The 24,214-nt window shown below is 43.4% G+C and carries 24 protein-coding genes, 1 pseudogene and 1 riboswitch; of the genes and pseudogenes, 14 read left to right on the top strand and 11 right to left on the bottom strand.

Features of this window, described 5'->3' with window-relative positions; all coding sequences use genetic code 11:
• Positions 1–141 precede the first annotated feature (141 nt).
• Positions 142–513 (bottom strand): hypothetical protein, encoded by a 372-nt coding sequence (locus ABID99_RS04125; protein WP_373612955.1) that lies wholly within the window; start codon positions 511–513, stop codon positions 142–144.
• 62 nt (positions 514–575) lie between these two features.
• Between ABID99_RS04125 and ABID99_RS04130 the strand changes: the two genes are divergently transcribed.
• Both ABID99_RS04130 and ABID99_RS04135 read left to right on the top strand, forming a co-directional pair.
• Complete coding sequence (locus tag ABID99_RS04130; protein ID WP_373612956.1) at positions 576–2,210, top strand: amidase; 1,635 nt, start codon at positions 576–578, stop codon at positions 2,208–2,210.
• A gap of 9 nt (positions 2,211–2,219) precedes the next feature.
• Positions 2,220–2,621 (top strand): helix-turn-helix domain-containing protein, encoded by a 402-nt coding sequence (locus tag ABID99_RS04135; protein WP_373612957.1) that lies wholly within the window; start codon positions 2,220–2,222, stop codon positions 2,619–2,621.
• A 352-nt stretch (positions 2,622–2,973) separates the two neighbouring features.
• Here the strand turns inward: ABID99_RS04135 and ABID99_RS04140 are convergent, their stop codons facing one another.
• Complete coding sequence (locus tag ABID99_RS04140) at positions 2,974–3,183, bottom strand: hypothetical protein (RefSeq protein WP_090527874.1); 210 nt, start codon at positions 3,181–3,183, stop codon at positions 2,974–2,976.
• Between the two features lie 139 nt (positions 3,184–3,322).
• Here ABID99_RS04140 and ABID99_RS04145 point away from each other — a divergent pair, with 139 nt between their 5' ends.
• Positions 3,323–4,036: a YdcF family protein gene (locus ABID99_RS04145; protein ID WP_176628548.1), complete on the top strand. Its 714-nt coding sequence runs from the start codon at positions 3,323–3,325 to the stop codon at positions 4,034–4,036.
• A 285-nt stretch (positions 4,037–4,321) separates the two neighbouring features.
• On the opposite strand, the gene ABID99_RS04150 is transcribed toward ABID99_RS04145, so the two are convergent.
• Positions 4,322–5,335: a nucleoside hydrolase gene (locus ABID99_RS04150; protein ID WP_373612958.1), complete on the bottom strand. Its 1,014-nt coding sequence runs from the start codon at positions 5,333–5,335 to the stop codon at positions 4,322–4,324.
• Between the two features lie 140 nt (positions 5,336–5,475).
• Here ABID99_RS04150 and ABID99_RS04155 point away from each other — a divergent pair, with 140 nt between their 5' ends.
• Positions 5,476–6,213 (top strand): peptidase, encoded by a 738-nt coding sequence (locus tag ABID99_RS04155; protein WP_090527862.1) that lies wholly within the window; start codon positions 5,476–5,478, stop codon positions 6,211–6,213.
• 4 nt (positions 6,214–6,217) lie between these two features.
• Positions 6,218–7,066 (top strand): transglutaminase family protein, encoded by an 849-nt coding sequence (locus ABID99_RS04160; protein ID WP_373612960.1) that lies wholly within the window; start codon positions 6,218–6,220, stop codon positions 7,064–7,066.
• A 69-nt stretch (positions 7,067–7,135) separates the two neighbouring features.
• Here the strand turns inward: ABID99_RS04160 and ABID99_RS04165 are convergent, their stop codons facing one another.
• Positions 7,136–7,537 (bottom strand): transmembrane 220 family protein, encoded by a 402-nt coding sequence (locus ABID99_RS04165; protein ID WP_176628551.1) that lies wholly within the window; start codon positions 7,535–7,537, stop codon positions 7,136–7,138.
• Positions 7,538–7,790: 253 nt separating this feature from the next.
• Between ABID99_RS04165 and ABID99_RS04170 the strand changes: the two genes are divergently transcribed.
• The 3 genes from ABID99_RS04170 (at position 7,791) to ABID99_RS04180 (ending at position 11,618) form a co-directional block, all read left to right on the top strand.
• The gene (locus ABID99_RS04170; RefSeq protein ID WP_354486324.1) at positions 7,791–9,236 is read left to right on the top strand and encodes a DUF3943 domain-containing protein; all 1,446 of its coding nucleotides are present in this window, start codon (positions 7,791–7,793) and stop codon (positions 9,234–9,236) included.
• A 149-nt stretch (positions 9,237–9,385) separates the two neighbouring features.
• Positions 9,386–9,500, bottom strand: a riboswitch (SAM riboswitch).
• Positions 9,501–9,781: 281 nt separating this feature from the next.
• A complete protein-coding gene (locus ABID99_RS04175; RefSeq protein ID WP_373612961.1) occupies positions 9,782–10,543 on the top strand; it encodes an SDR family oxidoreductase in 762 nt (253 codons plus the stop codon).
• A gap of 136 nt (positions 10,544–10,679) precedes the next feature.
• Positions 10,680–11,618, top strand: coding sequence for a DUF72 domain-containing protein (locus tag ABID99_RS04180; RefSeq protein WP_373612962.1), 939 nt, complete (start codon positions 10,680–10,682; stop codon positions 11,616–11,618).
• Here ABID99_RS04180 and ABID99_RS04185 read toward each other — a convergent pair.
• Both ABID99_RS04185 and ABID99_RS04190 read right to left on the bottom strand, forming a co-directional pair.
• Positions 11,610–12,113: a hypothetical protein gene (locus ABID99_RS04185; RefSeq protein WP_373612963.1), complete on the bottom strand. Its 504-nt coding sequence runs from the start codon at positions 12,111–12,113 to the stop codon at positions 11,610–11,612. The genes ABID99_RS04180 and ABID99_RS04185 overlap by 9 nt on opposite strands.
• Before the next feature lie 277 nt (positions 12,114–12,390).
• Entirely contained in the window at positions 12,391–13,980 is a 1,590-nt protein-coding gene (locus ABID99_RS04190) for a GDSL-type esterase/lipase family protein (protein WP_373612964.1), read from the bottom strand.
• A 187-nt stretch (positions 13,981–14,167) separates the two neighbouring features.
• Between ABID99_RS04190 and ABID99_RS04195 the strand changes: the two genes are divergently transcribed.
• Positions 14,168–14,635, top strand: a complete 468-nt coding sequence (locus ABID99_RS04195; RefSeq protein WP_373612965.1) for a hypothetical protein — start codon at positions 14,168–14,170, stop codon at positions 14,633–14,635.
• A gap of 67 nt (positions 14,636–14,702) precedes the next feature.
• Positions 14,703–14,981 (top strand): DUF3072 domain-containing protein, encoded by a 279-nt coding sequence (locus ABID99_RS04200; RefSeq protein WP_090527829.1) that lies wholly within the window; start codon positions 14,703–14,705, stop codon positions 14,979–14,981.
• Here ABID99_RS04200 and ABID99_RS04205 read toward each other — a convergent pair.
• The 3 genes and pseudogenes from ABID99_RS04205 to ABID99_RS04215 form a co-directional block, all read right to left on the bottom strand.
• On the bottom strand, positions 14,978–15,403 hold the full coding sequence (locus tag ABID99_RS04205) for a BLUF domain-containing protein (RefSeq protein WP_188833919.1): 426 nt from the start codon (positions 15,401–15,403) through the stop codon (positions 14,978–14,980). The two genes, ABID99_RS04200 and ABID99_RS04205, sit on opposite strands and share 4 nt — an antisense overlap.
• Positions 15,404–15,465: 62 nt before the next feature.
• A pseudogene (locus ABID99_RS04210) lies at positions 15,466–16,228 on the bottom strand (MBL fold metallo-hydrolase).
• Positions 16,225–16,497, bottom strand: a complete 273-nt coding sequence (locus ABID99_RS04215) for a hypothetical protein (protein ID WP_188834027.1) — start codon at positions 16,495–16,497, stop codon at positions 16,225–16,227. Before ABID99_RS04215 ends, ABID99_RS04210 begins: the two are co-directional and overlap by 4 nt.
• 117 nt (positions 16,498–16,614) lie before the next feature.
• Between ABID99_RS04215 and ABID99_RS04220 the strand changes: the two genes are divergently transcribed.
• Together ABID99_RS04220 and ABID99_RS04225 are read left to right on the top strand one after the other, a co-directional pair.
• Entirely contained in the window at positions 16,615–17,676 is a 1,062-nt protein-coding gene (locus ABID99_RS04220; RefSeq protein WP_373612966.1) for a polysaccharide deacetylase family protein, read from the top strand.
• 24 nt (positions 17,677–17,700) lie between these two features.
• Positions 17,701–18,240: an AAA family ATPase gene (locus ABID99_RS04225; protein ID WP_373612967.1), complete on the top strand. Its 540-nt coding sequence runs from the start codon at positions 17,701–17,703 to the stop codon at positions 18,238–18,240.
• A gap of 564 nt (positions 18,241–18,804) precedes the next feature.
• Here ABID99_RS04225 and ABID99_RS04230 read toward each other — a convergent pair.
• Positions 18,805–19,482, bottom strand: coding sequence for an outer membrane lipoprotein carrier protein LolA (locus tag ABID99_RS04230; protein ID WP_090527812.1), 678 nt, complete (start codon positions 19,480–19,482; stop codon positions 18,805–18,807).
• 69 nt (positions 19,483–19,551) lie between these two features.
• The gene (locus ABID99_RS04235) at positions 19,552–22,164 is read right to left on the bottom strand and encodes a DNA translocase FtsK 4TM domain-containing protein (protein ID WP_090527808.1); all 2,613 of its coding nucleotides are present in this window, start codon (positions 22,162–22,164) and stop codon (positions 19,552–19,554) included.
• A 274-nt stretch (positions 22,165–22,438) separates the two neighbouring features.
• Between ABID99_RS04235 and ABID99_RS04240 the strand changes: the two genes are divergently transcribed.
• Together ABID99_RS04240 and ABID99_RS04245 are read left to right on the top strand one after the other, a co-directional pair.
• Complete coding sequence (locus ABID99_RS04240) at positions 22,439–23,086, top strand: ankyrin repeat domain-containing protein (protein WP_090527806.1); 648 nt, start codon at positions 22,439–22,441, stop codon at positions 23,084–23,086.
• 128 nt (positions 23,087–23,214) lie between these two features.
• On the top strand, positions 23,215–24,198 hold the full coding sequence (locus ABID99_RS04245) for a GlxA family transcriptional regulator (RefSeq protein ID WP_188833915.1): 984 nt from the start codon (positions 23,215–23,217) through the stop codon (positions 24,196–24,198).
• The last annotated feature ends 16 nt before the right edge of the window (positions 24,199–24,214 follow it).

Consider the following 24,214-nt stretch of genomic DNA (forward strand, 5'->3'; position numbering starts at 1 on the left):
ACATCCCCGCAACGTCATTGAGGTACGAAGCAATCTGCGGACAGACTGGTAACAGGCTTCATTAGTAGTTAACTTACATCGTCGCGCTTTTGGCCGCGCGGGGCCAGTTACTTTTTTCTTGATAAAAAAGTAACCAAAAAATCAAGTCAGCAGAAAGGCTTCTTTGCGCTCACCCTGCCCCAATATCCATCGCCCGGCCTTTTCCCTGCAAACGGTCAGAACCACGGCTGCAATTATTTTGCCCCGCTTCGCCCACACATATCCCCAGCTTCTGCAAAAACTTGCTATGCCCTTTCCTTCGCTCAAGGCCACCATTGTTCTGCCCGTTTTTGCCCGAAGCTTACCTGCTGACAAAAATGTATTTTTTAAACATGTCATGGGTAGCTTGTCGGAGACTCGCTCGTAGAGGCTTGCCCGCCATGCTTCGACCGGCAGCGTGACATCTGTTTTTATCCTGTTATGAGTAAACACGATTTGCACCGCCACTTTATTGTAACATTTAACTATCTCCAACCTCCACACCTTTCAAAGTAGTTAAATATTTTGTTACTTGTAATGCCTTTATTTAAACAGTTATGCACAGAAGAAATTTCCTCAAAACCGGTTCATTAGCTGGGTTAACGATATCTACTTTAGTAGCGGCTTCCTGCAATCAGCCATCTGCCGAAAATAAAGCCGATGAAACTGCCGCTGCCGATAACAGTAAGGACGATATATTTGAACTGAGCGAGATAACCATTACCGATCTGCAGCAAAAAATGCAGAGCAAACAGTTTACTTCAAGGCTGATTACCGAGCTGTACCTGAAACGCATTGATCAGATAGATAAAAAAGGCATCATGCTTAACTCGGTTATCGAGCTTAATAAAGATGCCTTGAACATGGCCGATGCGATGGACCGGGAACGTGAAAAGGGTAAGGTGCGTGGTCCGCTGCATGGTATACCTGTGCTGATAAAGGATAATATTAATACCGGCGATAACATGCACACCACGGCGGGCTCATTAGCTTTGGCCGATAATTTTGCCAAGCAAGATGCTTTTATAGTGCACAAGCTTCGTGAGGCAGGTGCTGTGATATTGGGCAAAACCAATTTAAGCGAGTGGGCAAACTTTCGGTCTACACATTCAACCAGCGCCTGGAGCAGCAGGGGAGGGCAAACTAAGTGCCCTTATGTTTTAGACAGGAACCCCAGCGGTTCAAGCGCCGGTACCGGAACGGCTGTAGCAGCCAATCTTTGCGTTATTGGTATCGGTACAGAAACCAACGGCTCGATAGTGTCGCCGGCATCGGTTAACGGCCTGGTGGGCATTAAGCCAACTGTGGGCTTGTGGAGCCGGTCGGGCATAATCCCCATTTCCAAAACGCAGGATACGGCAGGACCAATGGCGCGTACAGTTAAGGACGCCGCCATACTGCTTGGTGCGCTTACCGGTATTGATACGCTCGACCTGGCAACACTTGGTAGTAAAGGCAGGATTGAGGCGGATTATACCAAATTTTTAGACGCTAATGGTTTACAGGGTAAGCGCCTGGGGATTGAGAAATCTGCGCTTAATGATAACCCGGCCGTTGTGGCATTATTACAGGATGCCATCAAAACCCTGAAAAGTAAAGGTGCCGAAGTGGTGGAGATAGAATTGAACAAGGAGCTAAAAACCATAGGCAAAAATGAATTCACCGTGCTGCTTTATGAATTTAAAGACGGCCTTAATCAATACTTTGGCAATGCCAACAGCAAAATAAAAACCCTGGCCGATGTAATTGCCTTTAACAAGCAAAATGAGGTTAAATCAATGCCTTTCTTTAAACAGGAAACGATGGAGTTAGCTCAAGCCAAAGGTGACCTGAACAGTAAGGAATATCTTGACGCAGTTAAGCAAACCAATACAGGTACCCGTAAAGTTATTGACGATATGCTGGCCAAATATAAACTTGATGCCATCATAGGCACCACTAATGGTCCGGCTGTATGTATCGACCTGGTAAATGGCGACTATGATAATGGTTTTAGCTTTTCGGGCCCTGCAGCTATGGCGGGGTATCCGCATATTACAGTGCCCATGGGGTTGGCCCATGGCCTGCCGGTTGGGTTATCGTTTTTTAGCACAGCCTACAAAGAGGGCGACATCATAAAGTTGGGGTATGCTTATGAGCAGGCATCTAAAAAGCGGGTGGCACCATTGTTTAAGCCCGATCTGTTTGCTTAGTTTTGTATGATGGAAACGACGCTCACTGTTCCGAAAAAAATACTGGTCCGTCAGCACGAAATTACCGCCGACTATTTGAAAGCTATTGATAGGCATCTTGACGATGTGCTGAACAACCGAGTATTGGACATGTACGAGATCCGTGATTTTGCTGATGAAATGCATATCCATCCTACCCATTTGAGCAATACTATTAAACTTACTACAGGCAAACATCCCTGTTTCTTTTTCGAGGAAAAAATCATGGGGATTGCCAAAACCATGCTGCAGGAAAACAAGGCCAGTGTAGCCGAAATAGCTAACCGGCTTACTTTTGATCCGTCGAACTTTACCAAGTTTTTTAAGCGTTTTGAGGGAGTTACACCAAAACAGTATCGTGAACAGTGGCTGGTAAGGAACCTTGATTTATAGGATTGGAGGATTATATGATATTGTGCTGAAGTGTTGTGCGGCGGGAGCGTTAGGGATTGCAGTGTAAAGCCCACAGTGTGCGGAGGTTGGGGCGTCGGAAGGCGAGGACTTGTAACGAAAAGCCCGGGCCGCAGGCAACGCCCATGCATATAATATGATTCTAAATAAATCTGCCAATCAATAGTTTACAATCACGTCGTTATGAGAGATGATGACAACTGTGCCTAAACATATTAATCAGCTCCGTTTAGTATGTATTATGTTATTCCAAAGGCATGTCATTGTTATAGTCGAATAATAACTTCTGTATCATCCTCCAAACATTATTGGACAAAGCACGAGGCAGGGCGTATTAACGCCTGTTGTTATCCCTGAAATTTTGAGTACGTACGGCAATTTGTTCTAAAGTAAGTTCGCCGTATTTTTTAGCGCGATCTGCCCATTCGGGGGCGTTGTCAACCAGGTTATCGATAATCGATTTACCGTCGGGTCCTTTTTTGGTTACGTAATTTATTCCGTAAGCAACTGCAGCACCTATAGCAAGAGTTTTGATAAAGCCCATAATTTATTTTTCTTTTCTGATATATGACAATGATGATGCCAGTTTGTTACTTCACCCAATAAAAGCTTCTATATTTGAAGTACTTAAACACCATAACCGCCATATGTTTTTTATTTTTTCAAAAGTCCTTTCGTTTTTAATGAATTTGCTTCTATGGGTATTCGCATTTTTATTGATCGCCCTTTTTTCAAAGAACGTAAAACGTAAACGGAAATTTTTGCTTGCAGGTATTATTGTGCTTTATATTTTCTCTAATTCATTGTTACTTAACCTGGTTAGCTGGTGTTGGGATATCAGGGAGATTACTGTACCAGCCGATAAAAAGTATACCTGTGCTATAGTGCTGGGTGGTTTTAGCTCGGATGATGGCAATGGCGGCGGTTTCTTTAACTCTGCTGCCGATAGGTTTATCCAGGGTGTTCGTTTGCAAAAAACAGGTAAAGTCAGCCATCTTCTTATCACAGGAGGAAACGGGCTTTTGAGGCCATCGGGTTTTAGGGAGGCTGATTGGGTAAGGGAGCAACTCAGGGAAATGCAGGTTGCGGACAGTTGCGTACTAAGCGAACCGAAATCTCGGAATACCATTGAAAATGCCGCTTTTTCAAAAGAACTCTTGCAGCAGCATAAACTTAAAGCACCATATTTACTGGTTACCTCGGCATTTCATATGCGCCGTTCCCTGATGATATTTAAAAAACAGGGAGTTGACGTGGTTGCATACCCCTGCAATTTTTCCAGCCGCAGGTTTTCGGTATCTGCCGATGATTTCCTACCTAATGCAGGTGCTTTAGCAGGTTGGGGGACCTATATAAAGGAAGCCATCGGCTATGTGGTAACTCGTTATTTTAAGTGATCAGCATTGTTTAAGATGCCCTATATTTGGGGTAAAACCAGGCTCCCGGCGGTTATGTTTATTCCAATTGGCTATATCCACCATTCCGGGCGGCGTTTGATAATGATTTGGGTTGGCGCCGCATCTTACAATAAATTTACCTTTAGCCTGTGCAATTACAGGCCTGCTGCCGCAGATAATGCAAGGCTCGCAAAAGATGGATACCTGAATTTTAATGGGTTCGCTCATAATTAAACTAAGGTGCTATCTATCGCGTGAAAATTCAATACCAAGTAGTTGGTATTTTTAGCGGTATATTACCCGTTGTTTTTTAACAGGCTGGTGCATCATCAATTGTTCAATATCCTTTGCAATATCCCCGGGCTGCATGGCAAATTGAAGATATAAAAACCGCTCTCCCGGCACCACTACATCGGTGCCGTTGTCCTTTATTTCCATGTTAAGTTTGCGATAGGTAAAATAAGGTTTGGGCCCCCTGATGGCTGTTAGTACGGCGGTTTCGTCCCAACTATTACGGCCGGTTGTATTCTTGTCTTTTGTAAGTGCTATCTGGAAGGCGTCTTTTACGGGGCTATTTTTTATTGATGTATTGTTGATCAGGCGGATTCCGGTCAGGATTTTTTCACCTATTTCAAAACCGCTAAGGGTAATAGGTGTAGGCCAGTCTTTAAATACTTTTTGCGCAGAGGCTGCGTCCACATTTACATTGTATTCGCTAAAGGTTTTACCGTCGGTACCTATTCCCGTAGCCATGGATACCAGTTGTTTTACTTTCTTTTTCACCAGTTGTTCTCCATCCAGTTTGCTGTATTTATCAGCTCCCGACCGGAGCAGATCGGCCAGGTTGGTGAAAAATCCTACCGAAATAATAGTTACGCTGCCATCGGCTTGCTTTGCCAGCACCTTGCGGTAAAGTGCTACCGCTTCAACTGCCTGGCTGTTTGATTTTATGTTATGCGGATATTTGGCAATAATAGCCTGGGCCCATTGCTGTGCACAGTCTTTATTAGGTTTGTCTTTTTTTACAATACCTATGGGGATATTGGGCTTGCCAAAATAGGTGTTGATCACACTGATGGTTGGTGCGGTAGTTTCGAAGGCATTGCAGGATATGGTTGCTAATATTTTGGCCTCACCCTTATCTGCAAAGGCATACAGCATAGCCATCGCACCAACATCGTCATAATCTCCGGCGATATCCGTGTCGAAAATAACAGGGACAGGGCTGTGTTTTTGCGCTTTGACAAAGTTGAGGTTAAAAATAAATGCCAGGATGAGTAATGCTGATTTGAATTTCATTGTATGCAATAAAATAAAAGGTAGTTAGGCCCGAAAAAGATGTATCGGCAAATAAATGGTTTATGAATAACCGGTAAATAAATCTCGCATTATTTAATTACTTTGGCAAGTATTAATTTATAACGAACGACGCTAATCAAATGACTTATTGCCTGGGAATTAAAGTTAAAGAGGGCTTATTGGCCATTGCCGATACCCGTATAACTTCGGGGACGGATACCACTGTAAAAAAGAAGATCACTATAGAACAAAAGGATCATTTTTCGCTGTTTATCATGACCAGCGGTTTGCGCTCGGTGCGTGATAAGGCCGTGATATATTTTAATGAATTATTGGAGACAGCCGAGTTTAATAAGATGTATAAGGCCGTGAATGCATTTGGCGAACAGGTAAAGCGTGCCGCACAGGAAGATAAAGCGTCGCTTGATGCAGCCGGGTTACGATTTGACCTGAATACCATCATTGGCGGGCAACTGCGCGATGATGATGAACACAAGCTTTTTTTGCTATATCCCGAAGGAAACTGGGTGGAGTTAGGGCAGGGGGCGCCATACGTGGTTATCGGAAATTCGGGGCATGGTAAAGCTATCCTTAACCGTATCCTTAATGAAGATTCGAGCCTGAAACTGGCGCTAAAAACAGGTTTTCTTTCATTCGATTCAACAAGGGTAAGCTCGAACAATGTCGATTTTCCGATAGATGTGGCTGTTTATAAAAAGGATAGTTTCAATATTGTTGAGCAGCGTTATAATAAGCAGGACCTTGAACATATCTCAACCCAATGGGCCGAGGAACTGAAACTGGCACTTGAGCATATTTCGGAGGATTGGATGGATGCCACATTTAACAAATTAGAAGAAATAAAAACAGAAAGCTGATAACATGAAATTCGATGTGTTTACCCAAATGGAATATGTAGTACGGTCGCCGGGCACATTGATTTTAAACATACACGCGTTACGCAGCCCAAATCAAACGGTAATAAGTGAAGAATTTGGCCTGGAACCATATATCAAGTTTGAAGAGCTGCAAACCCTGCAAGGCGAAAATCGTTTGGTACGTTTTGATGTAAGTGCCGATACGCCCAATATTAAAGTTACCTACAAAGCTACGGTTGATAATTGTTATGAAATAACCAATTTCGGTAATTTACAGGAAACCCACGTTTCTGAGCTGCCTTCGCCGGTGCTGCCATATTTAAATCCAAGCCGCTATTGTCAGTCGGACAAATTATACCGGCTTGCACATAATATGTTCGGGCATGTTACCAACCCTTTTGAGCAGGTGGTTGAATTAACCAACTGGATCAATAAAAACGTACAATATTTAAGCGGATCAACCAATTCACAAACATCAGCTTTTGATACCGTTACCGAGCAGGCCGGCGTTTGCCGTGATTTTGCACACTTGGGCATTGCCCTTTGCCGTGCGCTTACCATACCTGCCCGCTATTTTACAGGGTACGCCTATCGTCTTAAACCTGCCGATTTCCACGCCTGCTTTGAGGCTTATCTTGGCGGCAAGTGGATCCTGTTTGATGCAACGCGGCTGATACCTTTAAACGGCCTTATCAAAATAGCTACCGGCCATGATGCTGCCGACTCGGCCATAGCCAATATTTTTGGCGATGTTACTTTTACCACCATGCAGGTAAGTTGTGAACTTGCCGAAGACGGTTTTGAGCCCTTTTATTATAGTGATGGGGAATTTAATGGGTTGTCGTATTTGTAAAAAGAAGCCTCATCTCCAGGAGAGAGGGACCTTAAAAGTCTCCCCTACCGGGGGAGATTTAGAGGGGGCTTACTTTTTTCCCTTTTTTACCGGTACTTTTTTGTTTTCTCTTATAGCATAGATCCAGTTAATTGCCAGTACTGCTACACAGATCAGTAACCCGAAAAACTCACGCACTTCTTCAATCCAGGGCTTTTCGGCTTTCATGGTTTGCACAAGGCTTTCGGCATGATGGAACTTAAACCAGTCGATAAGGCCGTTGTTATCAAATATCTTATAAATGGCATAACCTGTAAAAATGATTATGCCGGCTGCATAGCCAATGGGGTAAAATTCTTTTTTTGCTGCCAGGTAGCAAAACCAGGCACAATAAAGGTAAATAGGCATCCAAAGGTAAGGATCTGGATCGTTATACTGTAAACCTGCAAATGTGACAAAAAGTACAACCCATATGATATTGAAGATCTTCATAAGTAAAAAGTAATTGCAATAATTTATACTGGTTATGGTGCTTAATATACAGGTTAAGCAATGCTAAATATATGAAAATATGTTTCAGTACTTAAATAAGGAAATAACAATTATTGGCACCCATTACCGCCCAATGCATTATCAAAATTATATCCGCCTTAACATTAATTAAATATTGTTCAAACATTTTTTAACCTAATTCACTTCATCCTTTATAACTTTCGTAGCTGTATCTTTTAAATTGTTAGTGTATATGACTTTAACGGATTACCATTTTACCAGGCAATACTCCGGAAGGTTAGGAATTATACTGCCGCTTTTACTGTTCATGCTTTTCTGCAGCCGGCAAGTAGGGGCCCAGGTTAATATTTTTGACCTGCGTAAGGAAAAAGATACCATAACACGATTTTCAGATCCGCCGGCAAAACAGAAACGTTTTGGAAGGGCTGCCTTAGAGCTTGGCCTCGCCGAGATTGCGCCCTGGACATATGATCGCTATATAGTCAACGTTGATTATGCCCGGATTTCCTGGAAAACAACAGGCCATAACCTGAACCCAGGCAGTTGGACCTGGGACAATGATCCGTTTCAAACCAACCAGTTTGGACATCCATATCACGGCAGCATGTTTTATAGCGCTTTCAGGAGTAATGGTTATAGTTTTTGGCAATCAGTACCGGCTACTATGGTGGGCAGTTACCTGTGGGAAACATTTGCCGAAAACCAGGCACCCGCCCCTAATGATTTTATCAACACCAGCTTTGGCGGCATAGTATTGGGTGAAATGACCTATCGGCTATCAAATAAGATCATTAATAACCATCGCCGCGGTTTTAAACGGCAGGCCAGTGAGGTGCTGGGTTTTTTGGTTAACCCGATGAATGGGCTTAACCGCATTATTGATGGAAAATGGGGAAAGGTTGTTGGGCCGGCAAATAGGTCGCAGGATGATTCATCAAAAGTAAGTGCCGAATTTGATCTGGGCGCACGTAAGTTTAACAGCGGCAACCAGGGATTGTTAACCCATGGACGGTTTGGTTGGTTTGGCCGGGCGAAGCTGCTTTACGGCGCTTCTAACGAAAATTTGCACACACCTTTCAGCAATATTTCCATCACAGCCGAGTTTGGAAAAGACGATAGCAGTGCGGTTAATGTGATCAGTGTTTATGGATCTCTTGCAGGATGGGACGTGTCAATATCGGATAGCGTGGAAAACCTGATCATCATATCGGCTAATTATGATTATATACGTAATGCCGCTTTCTTTTACGGAGGGCAAAGCGTAAAGGCTAATTTACTATCCGAATTTAGATTATTGAATGGCTTTAAAGTGAATACGGCGGTGGGTGCGGGGCTTATCATTTTAGGAGCCGCTCCCGATCCCTACCTGTATAGAGGGCGTAATTATGACTACGGCTCGGGTTTCGCCATAAACGGCAGAGCTGGTTTTAATATAGGTAACAGATTTTATTATAGTATTAATTATCGCGGTAGCTGGCTCATGACTATCAATGGAAATAAGTCGCACTATTTTTTACATACCATAACCAATGAGATAAGTTATCGTGTGTTAAAAGATCTCTCGATAAGTGCCGAACCCGGATATTTCAGGCTGGAAGGAAACTATAAAAATCACCCGGATGTAGACAAAATTTACCCGTACCTGCGGATCTCAACAAGGTACAGAGTTAACCTGTAAGCTATAAAAAAAAGGATTGGAAAAATTTGATGTCGCGGGCAGATTCGAACTGCCGTTTAGGGTATTGCGGACCCCCACCTATCCTCTCGGTCACGCGACTTGAAAACCATAAAAATTCACTTAATCAGATCGGTTGTGGGGTGTAGATATAATTATCTCTCTCCCGTTTTGCACAGGAGCAGGAATTAGCACCTTTTACATTATGCGGATGTACAGGTTGCTAAGACGTCTATGGGCCTTTCCCTCAGTCTTTCTTGATAAGTTATTAAAAGAACACTTTGTCGTTGTTGACAGTGCAAATGTAATAATAAATTATATAATTCCTATAGTTTAAGTAGTTTAATTTAATTTTTATTTGTTCTTCATTGATTTTGAGGCTGATAAATTTATTGAAGCTGTTTCGATCCAATGCTTTTTGGGAGTTTCTGGTAGAGGTATTTTTAAAAAAAGACTGAAATGGTCACCATTTAATCTGAAGTAGTCACCATAATTTTCATTCCTAACTATTGCACCTTTGTATTGTTAAAACATTAAAAAACATCACAATGGGAACAAATAAAATTGCATTAATAACCGGCGGCAGCCGTGGCCTTGGCAAAAATGCCGCTAAACATATCGCCCAAAAAGGTATTGACGTTATTGTTACTTACCGTAGCAAGAAAGAAGAAGCTGAAGCCGTAGTTGCCGAAATTGAATCAATGGGGCAAAAGGCCGTTGCTTTACAGTTGGATACAGGTATAGTATCTACCTTTGATGCTTTTATTACAACATTAAAAGCAACGCTTAACAAAAAGTGGGGCCGGGATACCTTTGATTTCCTGATCAACAATGCAGGTATTGATGCCGCTTCGCCATTTGCGCAAACTACGGAAGAGGATTTTGATAACCTGTTTAATGTGCATTTTAAAGGCGTTTACTTCTTAACACAAAAGAGCTTACCCGTAATTGCTGATGGTGGCCGGATCATTAATTTTTCGACCGGGCTGGCCCGTTTCTCAACTCCCGGGTATGCCGCTTATGCCTCTATGAAGGGCGCTATTGAGGTATTCACCAAATACCTTGCAAAAGAGTTAGGCAGCCGTGGTATAGCCGCAAACGTTGTGGCTCCGGGTATTATCCAAACCGATTTTACCAAAGCGGCATTTGATTCGCATCCCGGTTTGGAAGAAATGATGTCGAAGTCAACAGCCTTGGGCAGGGTAGGCCAACCGGATGATATCGGTGGTATAGTAGCGTTTCTCTGCACCGAAGATGCCCGCTGGATCAACGCTCAGCGTATCGAAGCTTCGGGTGGGATGTTCTTGTAGTTGATTGTCTGAATCAGAATTTACAGAATTTTTAAATTAACAGGATGTATTGCGAACAAATCATTTATTCTGAAAATTCGTTAATCCTGTAAATTCTGATTCAGACAATTTCCTATCTTTCCCACAAAAAAGCGATATGGAATTTGGCAGAGTAACCGATGAAGAATTAGCAAGGGTTGATTTTACCTTGCCGGCCGATCCGCAGATAACTGTTGATACGCTTGCCGCTGCGAAAAATGATGTGCCTTTGCAAGTACATGTTGGCTGCGCAAAATGGGGGCGCAAAGAATGGATTGGGAAAATTTATCCGCCAAAAACCAAAGACGCTAATTTTTTAGATGAATACGTTAAACACTTTGACTGTATTGAGCTTAACGCCACTTTTTACAATGTTTACGGCCCCGATACCATTGCCAAATGGAAGGCCAAGGCCGATAGTAATCCTGAGTTTAAATTTTGCCCTAAATTTTCGCAGAGCATCAGCCATATCCGCCGCTTAAAAAATGCCGAAGATATTACAACCACCTATTATGAAGGTGTCTTGGCTTTTGGCGAAAAACTTGGCCCGCTGTTTTTGCAGTTGAGCGATAACTACACACCAAAGAGTTTCCCGGAGCTTAAGGCCTATCTTGAGCAACTACCAAAAGACCTCCCGGTGTTTGTTGAGCTGCGCCATAAAGAGTGGTTTGCCGTAGCTGAAAACCGCGACAGGGTATTTAACCTTTTCCGCGATTTAAACATCGGTTCTGTTATTACTGATGCCAGCGGCCGCCGGGATGTGGTGCATATGGCTTTGCCTACACCGCATGCTTTTATCCGGTTTGTAGGCAATAGTTTACACCCTACAGATTATGCCCGCGTTGACGAGTGGGTTGAACGGATCAAAAACTGGAAGGAGCAAGGCCTTAAATCGGTATGGTTTTTTATGCACCAGCATGATGAGCGTTACTCGCCCGAGCTGGCCGATTACGTGATTGAAGAATTAAATAAAGCATTGGGCACACAGCTTATGCGCCCAACGTTTATCCAAAGGGACGATAATAAGCCAACACCCCAAACCTCGCTGTTATTGTAAAGGTTCGGTAGTAGCCGGCGGAATTTTTAGGGCCGGGTTAAAGTTGGGGATCAGTTGCTGCACTTTATCAGCAGTTGAATTGTTCATATCCAGGAACGACCAACTTTTTCCGCCATCGCCGCTAACTGCCAGCAGGTTACTATGCATGGCCATACGGCCTTTTGGGCTTGCCATTATAATCGTCTCGGGCAGCAGGCAGTGGGTTTCTTTTCCTGCTTTATAAAATTTGCCCGGTGTGCCTACCGTGATACTTTCAAAACTAATGCCCGCTGCTTTCATCTGTTGCATAGCGGCACTAATCATGGCCGTCATTTTTTCTTTGCCTCCGGCCATTTGAACGGCTTTGGGGTAGGTATAATTAACTATGCTTTTATAGTCGCCTTTAGTCATGCTTTGGGTCATTAGGGTTGCCTGCTGCTTTACTACGGCAGGGTTTTGGGCGTGTAGAGCCAGTGGCGATAATATGAAGATCAGGAGCCTGAATGCGTTTTTCATAGGATGTTTTTATTTTTTTGTAAGGATGTTATCAGCAAGCTGGCCGGTACCATCAACCTTGCTATTGTATTTAAGCCCCAATATCCGATTTACTAAGTTAAAAACATCAACATTTTTAAAAGAAGGTATTTGTTTGCCTGTTTTAAAGGCGTGTCCCCAGGCCATGTTGTAGAAGACAGACTTGCGAAGTTTTTAAAACTTCGCAAGTCTTCCCCGGCTTTATCATTCCTCCTTAAAAGTCCGGCAGATTCCAAAACTCAGCAACATTTGCTAAAGTTTATCTGGCCTGCTTCGTCTTCAACGCTTCCGCGATCCCTTTTTCAACCAATGGCCCCATTATCCGGTATCCTTCAACAGTTGGATGTACACCATCGGCAGCAAGGTTCTTCGGCAAGCCTTTGCGCTCGTCGGCCATGGCGCTATGGTAATCTACATAAACCATTTTATTAGCATCGGCGAAGGCTTTGATCAGGGCATTAAGTTGGATTACTTTTTGCGCCGGTTCCATCCCGGGGCGCCATGGAAAAGCATAGGCAGGCAGCACCGAACATAATACCACTTTTATATTGGCAGCTTTGGCCAGCAATGCCATGGATTCGATATTACCAAAAATATCTTCAATAGCTATTGGGCCGTTATTTTGGGCGATGTCATTGATGCCTGCCAGGATCACTACGGCGCCCGGTTTCAGATCGATCACATCTTCCCGGAAACGTACCAGCATCTGAGTGGTAGTTTGCCCGCTGATCCCGCGGTCATAATAAGGTTTACCATTCCAGAACGATGAGTCCCTGCTGATCCAAAAATCGGTAATAGAATCGCCCATATAAACTACGCTTTTAGGGTTTGGCGCCGATGCCTTTACCTTTTCATTGTCAGCCTTGTAACGGGTCATATTCGCCCAATCTTTATGGAATGCGTCTTCCCATTGTTTGTGGTAAGCCTCCCATTGTTCAGTCTTTTCTTTAACTGTTTTTATCTTTGGATCTACAGGTTTCAGAAAGCCTTTAAGCTCCAGCCAGTCGTTAAAACGCTCAATCCAGTTATCAGCAGGCAGGTTTTGTTTGCGCATGCCAAAGCCATGGCCGCCTTTTGCGTACATGTGCAGTTCGGCGCTATGTTTTGATGCCAGCCATTTGCTATAAAGCTCAATGCTGTGCGGCGCAAGGCCAAGCTGATCATCAGTAGCTGCAACTATAAACATCGGCGGCGCGTCGTCAGGGATTTTTGAGAGCAGTTCGGGCGGTACATAAGGATAAATGGGTGCGTCAAAGTCGGGCTTATTAGCGGCCGTATAATTTAAAGCGGCCGCGCTTGCTAATGTTCCACCCGCCGAAAAGCCCATGATGCCGATACGTTGCGGCGAAACATGGTATTCGGAAGCATGCTCGCGTACATAAGTAAGCGCTGCACGTGCATCGGCAATTGCCAGCGGAATGATAGGGGCTACCTGTTTAGGGAAATCTTTTTGGCTCATTTTAGTTACCAGCTCCTTTACAGGGTCGGTAGTGAGGCTATGTGCCAGCCTGTATTTTAGTACAAAACAGGTAACTCCCTGTTTATTGAGCCATTTGGCCACGTCATAGCCCTCACTGTTGATAGAAAGGGTATGAAAACCGCCGCCCGGGCAAATAACTACCGCTGTACCATTAGCAATAGTTGAATCGGGCAGGAAAACATTTAGAGAAGGGTGCGTAACGTTGTAAACCACTTTGGTGTTGAAGGCATTTTTATCGCTTTCACCTTCGTCCCAGGTCCAGTTTTCGGAACCGCGGGCCGCGCCGGGGTACAGCGGAATAACTTTTTGCTGGGCCTGTACGCCAAGTGCCGACAATAGGAGTAAGGTGCCTATCAGTTTTAATTTCATGGGAGGTTAATTCAGGTTAAATGTTGATGTACAAAAATAACAGCATAAAGCTAAAACGCAAGTTGCCTAAACGTTTTAGCAAAGATAAATTCCGTTTTAATTACAGCACCTGTAACCTCGCTGTAAAATATCTGTTATCAGGATTATTGACAGATATTTTCATTATCTTAATCATTTCCAATTTAAAATGACCGCGGTATTTATACATATCAAAAATTTGCTCCGGGTTTTGCCGCTGTTAGTTTTGCTTGGTGCATGTGCCAAACAAAAAAGGATTTTTCAAAGCGATTGCAATAGTTCAAAAGATTATAAAAAGATTTCATTTACAGAGCTGGCCAGTCATATTGAAAAATATGATAAACAATATGTTGAAGTGAGCGGTAAGTACAAGGAAGGAAATGAGCAATCCGCGCTTTTTAATGACAGCCTCTTCTCGAGCCACGCATTATATAATGCCATTTGGATTGATTTTAGCCAGGATTGCCCCCTTTATCTGCCGGGCACTCATATAGGTTTGTTTACCTATAACGATGGCCAGTTTATCCGGATGAATAAACGTAAAGTAACTATTCGGGGTGTGGTTGATGCAAGCGATAAAGGACATTTAAAACAATACAGAGGAACTATCGACAGGGTGAGCTTTATTGAGCTGTGACCTTCAATCCCTTTGAAAATAAAAACAATGTGCCCCGGTAACAGTTGTAATTATAAAACAAATAGTTATGGCTATCAACCCAAATGATATACCCGACAATGGCTTTTTTGACGAATCGGACGATGAAGAGATCATCAATCAAAATAAACTAAAAGGCTCAAACACGGTAAAAGATCCGGATGATTGGACAACCGGTGATGAACCCATGACCGGCGCGCAGCACTCCTATCTCAAAACATTATCCGACGAAGCCGGTGAAGAGTTTGACGGATCGCTTACTAAGGCCGAAGCGTCAAAACGGATAGACGAACTGCAGCATAAAACAGGCAGGGGATTAAATAATTAATTAAAAGATACGGATAGCCCGTTGGTTTCGGCAAATGTTTTGAGCATGATTACAGCAGTATGGTTGTTATCGGCAATGTCATTTTTATTTGCCGGATTAAGAAATCCTTCTACATTTTTCAGCAAGCCTGCATTTACTGATGCAAAAGCCATTGACCATTTTGGGAAAATTCTTTCCTCAACCATTCCGGTTATCATCAGGACAATGTTACGATGACGTGAATCAAGTTGGATTGCGTTATAAATTTTGTAAAGGTCTTCTGTTTCGCCCTCAAGCGCCTGTATAAAAGTACCTTCACTGTATAGGAGCATACCGGTGACGTTATGGGCGAAATTTTTTATTCGTGCTGTTTGCAGCAGGTTCAATAATTCATCATCGCCCATTAACTTTTTAGCGGTACTTATATAAACAAGATATTCCATAGATGAGAAGAAATTTTGCCCCAAGATACGGGAAATTTAGAAACGCAGATTTAATGTTGGGGTTAAATCTCCAGTTTTAAACCGTCATACGCCAGCTCGATACCGGCAGGTAGCTCTTTAGAAACATCAGCATGTTTGCCCAGCCTGTGGCTTATATGCGTAAAGTAAGTAGTCTCTGCCCCAATATCGTTTGCAAAAGCTATGGCTTCTTCAAGCGTAAAGTGGGAGATATGAGTTTCCTTCTGCAGTGCATTGATCACTAATATTTTTGTGCCCTTTATTTTTTCCTTCTCGGCGTCCGGAATCGTTTTGGCATCGGTTAAGTAAGTAAAATCTTTAATCCTGAAGCCTTTTATAGGCAATCTGTAATGGAATACTTCGATAGGGATCAGCTCAACATTGCCGATCATGAAGAGATCAAGCCCAATAATGTGCATGTTTACCTGCGGAATGCCCGGGTAACCAGTGCCATCAAAAATATAGGGAAATTCACGCACAAGGGCTTTTTGCACCCTTTCGTCGGCATAAATATCAATCGGGGCATTTTGTTTGTAATTAAACGCGCGGATATCATCCATGCCGGCAATATGGTCTTTATGCTCATGCGTAAAAAACAATAGCGTCAAGGTGCTGTACTTTGGCACGGAGCATCTGATACCTGAAATCGGGGCCCGAATCAATAGCGATAACCTTATCTTCGGCTTCAATTAAAACAGAACTGCGCAGGCGATTATCATGCTTATCTGTTGAGAGGCACACCTCGCAGTTACAAGCAATAACAGGTACACCCTGTGACGTTCCGGTTCCTAAAAATGTTATGGTCACAGCTGCAGTTTTGTTTGTTTAATATCCTGCAAAAATGCAATCTGTTTATCATCGAGCAATTTGTAATCTACCTCAAGTTCACGTAATAATTCAGTTAAGGCAAGGATCTTGCTTTCCAGGTTAGAGAAACGGTTAACAACGATCATTTTACTGTTAAGCAACAGGCAGGCGCCGGTTTTGAAGTTACCCTTTTCATAACGCACCTTGTAACCGGCCGTTTTTAACAGCAGTTCCAATTTCTCGAGGGTATGGTTAGTCGCGGGTAGCATTAATTTCAAAAGTAGCAAAAATGGGTGTATTTGCCGGGCTTAAATTGGCATTTGCATGTCACATTTGCTAATTTAATTTCTAATTTTATTAACCTGTTATACCCTAAAACCATCCGGATGAAGAACTTACTGCTTACCGTTACAGGCATTGTTTTTAGCATTGCTGTTTATGCCCAGCAAACCAAAACCTATGCCGAAAAGCTTGGCTGGCCTAAAGACGCACGTGTAATTATCCTGCATGTTGATGATGCCGGCATGTCGCATGAATCGAACGAAGGGGTGGAGAAAGCCATTGGTGAGGGTGTAGCCACTTCAACCAGTGTGATGATGCCCTGCCCCTGGGTACCAGATTTTAAGCATTATATGGATCAGCACCCGGGAATTGATGCAGGGCTGCACTTAACCTTAACTTCCGAATGGAAAAATTACCGATGGGGGCCGCTTGCGGGTAAGGCAACAGTTCAGGGACTGATTGATAAAGAAGGCGCTTTCTGGCCCGGAGTAGTCGCCGTTTATTTCCATGCTACTGCCGATGAGATTGATAAGGAGATCCGCGCCCAGCTTGACCGTGCCTTAACCATGGGCTTTATACCAACCCATCTCGACTCGCATATGGGTACTTTATTTGCCAAGCCGGCTTTTCTCGAAAAATATATTAACCTCGGCATCGAAAAAAAGATACCGGTAATGTTGCCCGGAGGCGAGGATCTATTTTACCGCGAGGAAGCAAAGAATGCTACGATAGCACAGCTTAAAAAAGATGGTAAATATATCGACGGGATGATCATCGCTGAACCTGCAGAACTGGCAAAAGCACGCGAACTTGGTGAAATAGCCTGGAAGGGAGGTTTACCGGTACTGGACGATCTTGATAATTCAAGCTATGACTGGGTAATGCCCGATATTGACAAGGCTACTGATAAGGAACTGCAAAAATGGTACACAGACCACTATATCGAAAACTTCGACCGTTTTTCGCCGGGATTAACTATGGTATTGATGCATTGTACACAACCCTCACCTCAGTTTAAAAACATTTGTAACGAAGGCCAGAAACGAAAAGGCGACCTGCTGGCCATGACCGATCCTCGCCTGAAAGCTTATCTTAAACAAAAAGGCTTTATTTTAACCACCTGGAAAGATGTAATGGAGCGGAGGGTTAAGGTCGGAAATGACTAAGTTTGGACTTAAATATAACAACCCGTGCATATCAACATCTTCGGCGCATCTGGCTCAGGGGTAACTACGCTGGGCAAAACTTTGAGCGAGAGACTTGATTACCCGTATTTCGACAGCGATCATTATTTCTGGTTCCCTTCCGATCCTCCTTTTACTAACCGGCGACCGCCTGAAGAACGAAATGCTGTGATTAACAGTGAAATGGCCGGTAATGAAAACTGGATCATTGGCGGGTCCGTCATCAACTGGAACAATAACTGGCGATTTGATCTGTCGGTATTTTTATATATCCCGCCAGCCATCAGGATTCGGCGTTTGCAGCAAAGAGAGCTTGAACGTTATGGAGATATTATCTATACCGATAGGGAGCGAAATAAGCTTTATAATGAATTTATTGATTGGGCACGCGGTTATGATGAGCTCATCACCAACAGCCGAAGCCTGCATTCGCATAAGAATTGGATGAATAAGCTCACAACTCCTTTGCTGATTATAGAAGGGGATACTACCGTGGAGGAAAGGGTAGAGGCTGTTTTAATGAAGATTAAGGAGTTAAGTTTGTAATATAAATAACCGCAGCAAATAGTCTTTCGACCAGAAATGATGGAAGCATTCTGCTTCCGAAGGCAAATAGTTTATGAATAGTCTGATACCTTGTGTGCTAAGCTGAAAGCTTAACTTGTTTTAGGACGAAGATACGCTATCGCTAAACCTTCGTCCGGCAAAGGGTTCAGTAAAGGAATCTTTAGCGTAACTCCTTTTTTTTATAAGTATTTGATTATTAGTTGTATAATGAGGGGTTTTTGAAATTGTGTTAACCCTGTTACCCCCCCTTTGTATGTAATTTGTAGTGGATGTTACAACATACTACCGGAGTTGGTAAATGTTGTTCTGAATGAGAAGGTAAGTTTAACGTGATGCGAAATAATCCTTAACAGCAACCCCGGTTAACCGCCGGTTTCAAACAGCCATAAGTCGAGTCTGATTTATTTAGCTTCGGCGGCGGGATGCCGCGGAATAGTTGCCACCGGGCTGGAGCCGAGCGGCGGCGAAAACCAATAAAAAAAGCGGAAGGTAAATCCCCCGCTTCAAAATATCTCAATTCTTATGTCTCAAATCTGAGACAGGTTACCTTAAATCAACAACCTCAACGCCCGGGTGGCCTTTGGCATCCCAGGCAAAAGTTGCGTCAGGAGCAGGTACGTTAGGGGTAAAGGTGCGTACGGTATAAGTATACCTGTTGCCGTTTTTATCGAACAATAAAGCACTGTAGAGTTGTTTTTTTACTTTGTCGATGGTAAGCTTCACTTTAAAGATGGCTTTTTTATCATCTTCGGGTGTAAGCTCTATGTTTTGATAAACTTTGCCTGCTATCTTCTGTTCGCCGGTGTACAGGTATTTAAAGCCTTTTTCATACATCGTAAAAATCTGGGCAGGGTTATTTAGTCCGTCGCCGCTTTTGTCGGCATCGCTTACCTGTACCTCTTTATCTTTTTTAAGGTATGTCCACTGGTTTTTGCCGTCGCTCAAAATTTCTTTGTCTACTTCGGGTTTCACGGCTGCGCTGTAAAGGGTAACGCGGTATTTACCGGTTTTCGCCCTTGATATCAGGGTGCCGGTTTGTGTTTCTTTAATATTGGCCTGTTGGTTATTCAGGCTAAAGGTAAAATCGGTTTTAATAACATCGTACGACCGGTATTTTTGGCTTACCTGGTTTAAAATCGCTTTTGCCTGGCTGTCTTTTTGTGCAAAGGCGGTGCTGTATGTACTTATTGCTAAAATGGTATATGCTATGATCTTTTTCATTCAGTTTTATTCAACAACAACTATTGTTATTAATAGTTATTGGATTAGAGTAATTAAATTTTGCTTGGTTTAATCTTTAATTGGTTTTTGCAGTGTTTCGAGGTAGCGCTCAAGGCTGTATTCGTCGGGATAGAGTACATCACGGGCCTTGCTGCCTTCAAACGGGCCTACAATTCCGGCTGCTTCCAACTGGTCAATAATGCGGCCGGCGCGGTTATAGCCCAGTTTCATTTTGCGTTGGATAAGCGATGTTGAGCCTTGCTGATGCAGTACAATTAAACGTGCAGCTTCTTCAAACATCGGGTCGCGGTCGTCAGGGTCATATTCTTTGGCGCCGCTGCTGGCTTCACCTTCTCCCACATATTCGGGCAGGTACATGGCCGATGGATAGCCTTTCTGGTTGCCGATAAAATCAGATATAGCTTCAACCTCCGGCGTATCCACAAATGCACACTGTAAACGGATCAGGTCGCTACCTGTTGAAAATAGCATATCCCCACGACCGATCAACTGATCAGCGCCGCCGGCATCCAGAATGGTGCGCGAATCGATCTTAGAAAGTACCCTGAAGGCCAGCCTTGACGGGAAGTTGGCTTTGATAGTACCGGTAATGATGTTAACAGAAGGGCGCTGCGTTGCAATAACCAAATGGATCCCCACCGCACGGGCCAGCTGCGCAATACGGGCAATCGGCATTTCCACTTCTTTACCGGCCGTCATCATCAAATCGGCAAACTCGTCAATTACTAAAACTATAAATGGCAGGTAACGGTGTTTTTCAGGGTCGCTGATCTTACGGTTTACAAATTTGGAGTTGTACTCTTTCAGGTTGCGTACCTGCGCGTCTTTCAGCAGGTCATAACGCTGGTCCATTTCAATACAAAGCGAATTGAGCGTATTTACCACCTTTTTGGTATCGGTGATGATGGCATCGCCATCATCAGGCAGTTTAGCCAAAAAGTGCCTTTCTATCTTACGGAAAAGCGTAAGCTCCACCTTTTTAGGGTCAACCAGTACAAATTTGAGTTCGGCAGGGTGTTTTTTATACAGCAGCGATACCAGGATGGCGTTAATACCAACCGATTTACCCTGGCCGGTGGCTCCGGCAACCAGTAAGTGTGGCATCTTGGCCAAATCGGCAATAAATACTTCGTTAGATATGGTTTTACCTAAAGCGATAGGCAGGTCCATCGTGGTATTCTGGTATTTTTCGGTCGATAGGATAGAGCGCATCGAAACCATCTCAGGATTTTGATTAGGCACTTCAATACCGATAGTCCCCTTGCCAGGCATAGGGGCGATGATACGGATGCCCAGTGCAGCTAAACTTAAGGCAATATCATCTTCAAGGTTCTTGATCTTGCTGATCCTCACACCTGGCGCGGGGATGATCTCATATAAGGTAACCGTTGGGCCAATGGTTGCCTTGATCTTATCAATTTCGATATTATAGTGGTTCAGTGTTTCAACAATTTTGTTCTTATTGGCTTCCAGCTCTTCGGCATTAACCGAAATCTTGTTTGAGCCGTGGTTTTCTAATAACTCCAGGTGCGGAAGTTTGTATGAAGCCAGATCGAGCTTGTGGTCATATATACCAAATTTGCTTAGCAGGTCATCCTGTTTGGCTTCATCAGCCTGTTCAACACTTAATTCGGGCAGAGGCCTGTTGGTATCAATGGTGAGCGGGATTTCTTCTTCCTCTTCGGGTTCGTGTTTAATTGTATTTTCAGGACGCAACACCACAGGTTCATGATATCCGGGCATTTGCTCCATAGGAGGGTGCCTAAGCGGTGATGGAGGTATAAGCGGTTCCTGTACCATGGGCTCGGGCATGATGCTGCTTACATGGGTTTCGCGGATGTTGTTATTGCCCCGGGGCCATTCAAGCGGCATTGACGGCTCATCATCAATCAGTTCAACAGGTTCAGGTGCTATCTCATCAACACTCATAGCTGCAACCGGGCGGTTTTTACGCTGGGGTATTTTAAAGTCGATATTATAGGCTATTACCAATACGGTAAGCGCCAAAAACACCAGCAATCCGCCGGTACCCGCTTCACCTATCTGAGCCGCAAGTAAGCGGTTAGTCCAAAAACCGAAACCGCCTTCAAGGTAATGGGGATAATCAATCACAAATGAATGAAAATAAGCTATCGCCACAGAAATAAAGACAATGCTGAATAACGAATATGCAAGTGTTTTACGGATAGAAAATAGCCTCGCTTTAAACAGCAGTCGGTACCCTACAACAAAAAATACAAAAATAAACAGGAATGAAGCTACGCCAAACCATTCATAAATAAACTGATTGGATAATAACGCGCCAAACTTGCCCAGCCAGTTTTGCGCCCTGATGGTCGGGTCGCTCAGGTCGGCAATTTCATGAACCGTAGTGCCCGTCGACAGGTTATGCCAGCCACCGTTTGTTTTAGAAATATAGCTCTGGTCTTCCTGCCAGGTAAACAGGTATGATGTAAAAGCGATGAGGAAAAAAATGGATAATAGCAGTGAAAACAAACCCGCTATTTTAACAGCCTTGCCGTTTTCATAGTCAAAGTCAAAACTGGGCAGTTTAGGTAATTTCCTGCCTGCCACTCGTTCCTTTTCGGCCTTGCCGCCTTGGCGAGGCTGATTTTCTCCCTTGAAATTATTTGATCTAAACTGGTTTCCTTTTGCCGGCATCCTGATGTAACAATCGTTTATGTGCAAACTTACGTAAAATTTCACCTATGTGAACTTTGCAGTTACACCCGGTAAATATTTTATATAAGATTCGTTAACCCGCAAAAAATTACAGGCCGAATGAATATAAAGTTAACAGATTATATAACTTATTGTCAACATTTTTAATTTTTTAGTATAATTGAAAAACAACATTTACCCGTAACATAAACGTAAATTTAACAAAGTGAATATAACAACGCCGTTAATAGTAAACGCTTTACTTAATTAAGTAATGAGCATAGAAAGACTGGAAGAATATATCGCATCCGCCGATTTAGATAGTATCAATACCCTGCTTGGCCGCGACCCTGCGCTGGCTACTCAAAAAACAAGCCTCAGGGTATCGCCGCTTATGCTTTCGTGCTATTATAAAAAGCCGGAGGTTACCGGTTTACTGTTAAATTATGTAAACGATATTAGTTTGTTTGAAGCGGCTGCGGCCGGCAAATTTGATACGGTTGCCCACCTGGTTACTACTAACCCAAATACTCTTGATGATTACGCCGAAGATGGCTTTACTGCTTTAGGGCTTGCCTGTTATTTTGGACAGTTTGATGTTGCGCGCTACCTGGTGCTCAAAGGCGCAAATGTTAACCTGCAATCAAATAATGGTTTCAACGTGTTCCCAATTCATTCGGCGGCGGCAGGTAATTATACTGAGATTGCCCGTATGCTCATTGAAAACGGTGCGAAGGTAAATGTGATACAGCAGGCCGGTGCTACGCCGCTGCATTCGGCCGCGCAAAATGGTAACCTGGAACTCATTATCCTGTTGCTGGAAAACGGTGCCGAGCTTTTTATACGCATGGAAGGTGGCAAACTCCCCGCCGACCTCGCCCGCGAAAAGGGCTTTGAAGAGATAGCCGAAATCTTGAGTTGATGTTTAAACGCTTAATTTTAAATTGGTTAAGTGATAGCTTTTTATCAATGATCTGCGTTTTTTAAGGCTTATCGCATGTTTTTGTGCCGGGTGCTTTTATATATTTGTAATAACCTGAATTATAACAAATGAAAGAAATAGCGCTGCTTATTCACGAAGACATTAATCTTTCAACCATATCGGGCGTATTGGATATGGTGAGACATACTAACCGTTTTTTGGTAGAAAGCGGCAAAACCGAGGCCTTTAGCGTAATGCTTGTAGGTGAAAAAATAAATAATAACCTGCTTTATTTCCCTGCCCAGTTTACCGGTTTTAAAACCATTGATGAGATCAAAGATGTCGACCTGGTAATAGCCCCGGCGTTTTATGGTCCGCCTGATTTGGTGATGCGTAAAAACAAAAACCTGATTGATTTTATAAGGAACATGTACAATAAGGGCGCGGAAGTGGCCAGTCTGTGTTTCGGCAGTTATTTTTTGGCCGAAGCGGGTGTGCTTAACGGCAAACCCTGTACTACACATTGGGTTGCTGTTGATGATATGAAACGCCGCTATCCGGATGTGAATATTTTACCCGATATGGTAACCACCGATAAAGACGGGACTTATACCAGTGGCGGTGCTTTTTCAAGCATGAACCTGATCCTGTACCTGATTGAAAAATATTGCGGCAGGGATACCGGCATTTGGGCCAGCAAAATGTTTTCGCTGGATATTGACCGTACCAGCCAGGCGCACTTTAAAGTGTTTGAAGGGCAGCATCAGCATGAAGATCAGGAAATTATGCGCTCGCAGTTGTTTATCGAAAATAATTATCATCTGCCTATTTCAGTAGAGGAGATTGCCGGACAAACCAATATGAGCAAGCGTAATTTCATTCGCCGGTTTAAAAGCGCCACGCAGAATACACCAATGGAATACCTGCAAAAGGTAAAGATCGAATCGGTAAAAAAAGGATTGGAGAAAACCAATTTCAATATCAGTGAGCTGATGTATAAGGTTGGGTATAATGATTTAAAGACATTCAGAAAGATCTTTAAACGGATAACAGGCTTAACCCCGCAGGACTACAGGAGTAAGTACTGCCGCAGGGCAGTGCTGGAGAATTAAAGATGAAGTATTTAAA

It is taken from the genome of Mucilaginibacter sp. OAE612 (assembly GCF_041806395.1).
Taxonomy (GTDB): domain Bacteria; phylum Bacteroidota; class Bacteroidia; order Sphingobacteriales; family Sphingobacteriaceae; genus Mucilaginibacter; species Mucilaginibacter rubeus.

Excerpts from the sequence above, each read along its gene's own strand:
- ABID99_RS04245 (WP_188833915.1), top strand. The coding sequence starts at position 23,215 with ATGAAAGAAATAGCGCTGCTTATTCACGAAGACATTAATCTTTCAACC.
- ABID99_RS04200 (WP_090527829.1), top strand. The coding sequence starts at position 14,703 with ATGGCTATCAACCCAAATGATATACCCGACAATGGCTTTTTTGACGAA.
- ABID99_RS04130 (WP_373612956.1), top strand. The coding sequence starts at position 576 with ATGCACAGAAGAAATTTCCTCAAAACCGGTTCATTAGCTGGGTTAACG.
- ABID99_RS04165 (WP_176628551.1), bottom strand. The coding sequence starts at position 7,537 with ATGAAGATCTTCAATATCATATGGGTTGTACTTTTTGTCACATTTGCA.
- ABID99_RS04235 (WP_090527808.1), bottom strand. The coding sequence starts at position 22,164 with ATGCCGGCAAAAGGAAACCAGTTTAGATCAAATAATTTCAAGGGAGAA.
- ABID99_RS04195 (WP_373612965.1), top strand. The coding sequence starts at position 14,168 with ATGACCGCGGTATTTATACATATCAAAAATTTGCTCCGGGTTTTGCCG.
- ABID99_RS04145 (WP_176628548.1), top strand. The coding sequence starts at position 3,323 with ATGAATTTGCTTCTATGGGTATTCGCATTTTTATTGATCGCCCTTTTT.
- ABID99_RS04205 (WP_188833919.1), bottom strand. The coding sequence starts at position 15,403 with ATGGAATATCTTGTTTATATAAGTACCGCTAAAAAGTTAATGGGCGAT.
- ABID99_RS04135 (WP_373612957.1), top strand. The coding sequence starts at position 2,220 with ATGGAAACGACGCTCACTGTTCCGAAAAAAATACTGGTCCGTCAGCAC.
- ABID99_RS04185 (WP_373612963.1), bottom strand. The coding sequence starts at position 12,113 with ATGAAAAACGCATTCAGGCTCCTGATCTTCATATTATCGCCACTGGCT.
- ABID99_RS04215 (WP_188834027.1), bottom strand. The coding sequence starts at position 16,497 with ATGCTACCCGCGACTAACCATACCCTCGAGAAATTGGAACTGCTGTTA.
- ABID99_RS04140 (WP_090527874.1), bottom strand. The coding sequence starts at position 3,183 with ATGGGCTTTATCAAAACTCTTGCTATAGGTGCTGCAGTTGCTTACGGA.
- ABID99_RS04180 (WP_373612962.1), top strand. The coding sequence starts at position 10,680 with ATGGAATTTGGCAGAGTAACCGATGAAGAATTAGCAAGGGTTGATTTT.
- ABID99_RS04230 (WP_090527812.1), bottom strand. The coding sequence starts at position 19,482 with ATGAAAAAGATCATAGCATATACCATTTTAGCAATAAGTACATACAGC.
- ABID99_RS04175 (WP_373612961.1), top strand. The coding sequence starts at position 9,782 with ATGGGAACAAATAAAATTGCATTAATAACCGGCGGCAGCCGTGGCCTT.
- ABID99_RS04160 (WP_373612960.1), top strand. The coding sequence starts at position 6,218 with ATGAAATTCGATGTGTTTACCCAAATGGAATATGTAGTACGGTCGCCG.
- ABID99_RS04170 (WP_354486324.1), top strand. The coding sequence starts at position 7,791 with ATGACTTTAACGGATTACCATTTTACCAGGCAATACTCCGGAAGGTTA.
- ABID99_RS04220 (WP_373612966.1), top strand. The coding sequence starts at position 16,615 with ATGAAGAACTTACTGCTTACCGTTACAGGCATTGTTTTTAGCATTGCT.
- ABID99_RS04150 (WP_373612958.1), bottom strand. The coding sequence starts at position 5,335 with ATGAAATTCAAATCAGCATTACTCATCCTGGCATTTATTTTTAACCTC.
- ABID99_RS04190 (WP_373612964.1), bottom strand. The coding sequence starts at position 13,980 with ATGAAATTAAAACTGATAGGCACCTTACTCCTATTGTCGGCACTTGGC.
- ABID99_RS04155 (WP_090527862.1), top strand. The coding sequence starts at position 5,476 with ATGACTTATTGCCTGGGAATTAAAGTTAAAGAGGGCTTATTGGCCATT.
- ABID99_RS04240 (WP_090527806.1), top strand. The coding sequence starts at position 22,439 with ATGAGCATAGAAAGACTGGAAGAATATATCGCATCCGCCGATTTAGAT.